General features: G+C 44.2%; 3 protein-coding genes. All 3 read right to left on the bottom strand.

The window, feature by feature from the left end:
• Positions 1–104: 104 nt before the first annotated feature.
• Positions 105–1,106, bottom strand: coding sequence for a Holliday junction branch migration DNA helicase RuvB (gene ruvB, locus AC52RT_RS07825; RefSeq protein ID WP_495540221.1), 1,002 nt, complete (start codon positions 1,104–1,106; stop codon positions 105–107).
• Positions 1,107–1,119: 13 nt separating this feature from the next.
• On the bottom strand, positions 1,120–1,734 hold the full coding sequence (ruvA, locus tag AC52RT_RS07820; RefSeq protein ID WP_495540220.1) for a Holliday junction branch migration protein RuvA: 615 nt from the start codon (positions 1,732–1,734) through the stop codon (positions 1,120–1,122).
• A gap of 114 nt (positions 1,735–1,848) precedes the next feature.
• On the bottom strand, positions 1,849–2,325 hold the full coding sequence (locus tag AC52RT_RS07815; RefSeq protein ID WP_495540219.1) for a BofC C-terminal domain-containing protein: 477 nt from the start codon (positions 2,323–2,325) through the stop codon (positions 1,849–1,851).
• Positions 2,326–2,614: the final 289 nt, after the last annotated feature.

Genomic DNA, 2,614 nt, shown 5'->3' with positions numbered 1-2,614 from the left:
AAATCAAAATCAAACAAATCTACTTTCAACAGTTCCACTTCCATTCATGATGTTAATTTTAACGAAATCGGCCAATAACATACAAGGTGACCGATGCAACTCAGTTATTCATTTGGGATTTCAAGTCCAAAGTGAGAATAGACAAGAGCAGTCGCCATCCGGCCCCTCGGCGTCCGTTGTAAAAATCCGATTTGCAGCAAATACGGTTCGTACACATCTTCAAGCGTATGTGCTTCCTCACCAATAGTTGCCGCAAGCGTTTCAAGTCCAACAGGCCCGCCGCGGAATTTTTCAATAATATTCTTCAGTAATTTATGGTCAATATGATCGAGGCCTAAACGGTCAACCTGCATTAATTCAAGGGCATAGTCAGCCAATTTAAGTGTAATCGTTCCATCACCGCGGACCTGAGCAAAATCCCGCACCCGGCGCAGCAGACGGTTCGCTATTCTCGGTGTTCCCCGCGAGCGTCGTGCCACTTCGTTTGCCGCTTGTGGATCCATTGTTGTTTCCATGATTTCAGCTGTCCGAACAACGATATCTGTTAACTGGGCTTCTGTATAATACTCAAGCCGGCTCAGTACGCCAAAACGGTCTCGAAGCGGGGCTGATAAGGAACCTGCTCGTGTAGTTGCGCCAACGAGTGTAAATGGCGGCAAGTCAATCCGAACGGAACGGGCAGTCGGACCTTTCCCAATCACGATATCCAAACAGAAGTCCTCCATCGCTGGATACAACACTTCCTCAACCGTTCGTGGCAGCCGATGAATTTCATCAATAAACAGAACATCACCAGGCTCAAGCGCGCTCAAAATAGCCGCAAGATCCCCTGGCCGCTCGATAGCAGGCCCTGATGTCGTACGGATGTTCACACCCATTTCATTGGCAATAATCACCGCAAGCGTCGTTTTTCCGAGTCCAGGCGGGCCATATAAAAGGACGTGATCCAGTGTCTCTTCCCGCATCCTAGCTGCTTCGATAAACACACTCAAATTTTCCTTCACTTTATCCTGGCCGATATACTGCTTTAAGTTTTGCGGCCTCAGGCTTTGCTCAAAGGACAGTTCGTTTGCATCCGCTTCCTGGTTGACAACTCTCTCCTCCATCACGCCACCCCTTTTATTTTAACATCAATTGCAATGCTTTTTTAATATACTGTTCAGTCGACATTTCTTCATCATCCAGCTTTTTCGCCACTTTCTGAATTTCTTTATCAGAATAACCAAGAGCTTTCAGTGCAAGGGCTGCTTCCTCAAGAGCTTCGTTGAAACCAATCGCCTTGCCGGCACTCGACGATCCATCATTAAATAGATTCGGGAAGTAATCCGGTACTACGTTTTCGAGCTTGCCTTTTAAATCAAGAATCATCTGGCGGGCAGTCTTTTTCCCAACACCCGGGAATTTAACGAGGAAGGCTTCATCTTCGTTTTCGATAGCCTGCACAACTTGGTCAACCTGACCAGACCCTAAGACGGCAAGCGCACCCTTTGGACCAATTCCTGTAACATTTAACAATTTCGTAAATAACGCTTTTTCAATGCGCGTTGAAAAGCCAAAAAGTGACTCTGCATCTTCGCGGACATGATGATAGATAAATACTTGGACCATTTGCTGTACATTGGACGAATAACTAAACGGATTCGGCGTCACAATTTGATACCCAATTCCATTATTCTCGACTACTATGTACTCGGGTCCTACATAATCGACAGTTCCTTTTATAAAATCATACAAATCGCTTCGCTCCCTGATTTTGCTGTACCTCTCATTGTACCACAAATCATTCTGGAGTTAAGCCCAAAACGGAAAAAAGACGATGCCAGTTTTATGCACCGCCTGCTGTATATGTTATTTTCCACTGATCGGAATACTATACGCCTTATACGCTGTAATGACCTGCTCATACTGCTCTTTCGTTTTAATTGGAATCCCTTTAAGCAGTTCAGCATGTTGATATACTTCCAGCTTTTCAACATCCATCTGGAAGAAGGAATGAATGATTTGATCTTGATCAGGTTTACCATAATAGATCGACAGTTTGCCATCAACCGTCACGCCAAAGAAACCATTTGCTTTTAAGAGCGGCGATAAGTCATTTTCCTGCTTACGCAAAATCATTTTCTCTTTGTTCTGTTCGATTAATTCCCAACCGGCATATTTCTGCCAAATATCGTCCATCGTTTCAACCCTTGTTTCTTCGCTCATTTCGCCATCCACATATATCCGCTGCAGAATAACTCTCTTCTCCACTGTAGCCGCTTCAACCTGCATCTGTGCCAGCATCATCCCAAAGAGGAGCGATACCCCTATCAACTTCCTTTTCATATCCCTCACCTCTCCCGAAGAAGTGCACTGCCTATCCTTCATAGTTTCACCAATAACCAGATAAATAACCCAGTAATTAAGAAAAATATCAAAAGCAGATTAGAAGACAAGGATGAAGGCAGATTCTTCACATAAAAAAAGGATTGTAGAGAAAAAGGTGCTTTTTCTCTACAATCTTTTTTACTCTCTATTTTGCGGGGTATGGTTCATTCTGTAGAAGTCTTCCATTTTTAAATGGCTCATATCGATTGGGAGTCCGCTGCGCAGGCGATTATCGACATTGATGGTA

The sequence above is a fragment of the Peribacillus sp. genome, assembly GCF_059453735.1.
Note: the sequence above shows the minus strand (reverse complement) of the source record. Positions and strands in the feature narration are given on the sequence as shown.

Bases quoted from the DNA above. Each gene is read 5' to 3' on its own strand.
- ruvB (WP_495540221.1), bottom strand. From the start codon at position 1,106: ATGGAGGAGAGAGTTGTCAACCAGGAAGCGGATGCAAACGAACTGTCC.
- AC52RT_RS07815 (WP_495540219.1), bottom strand. From the start codon at position 2,325: ATGAAAAGGAAGTTGATAGGGGTATCGCTCCTCTTTGGGATGATGCTG.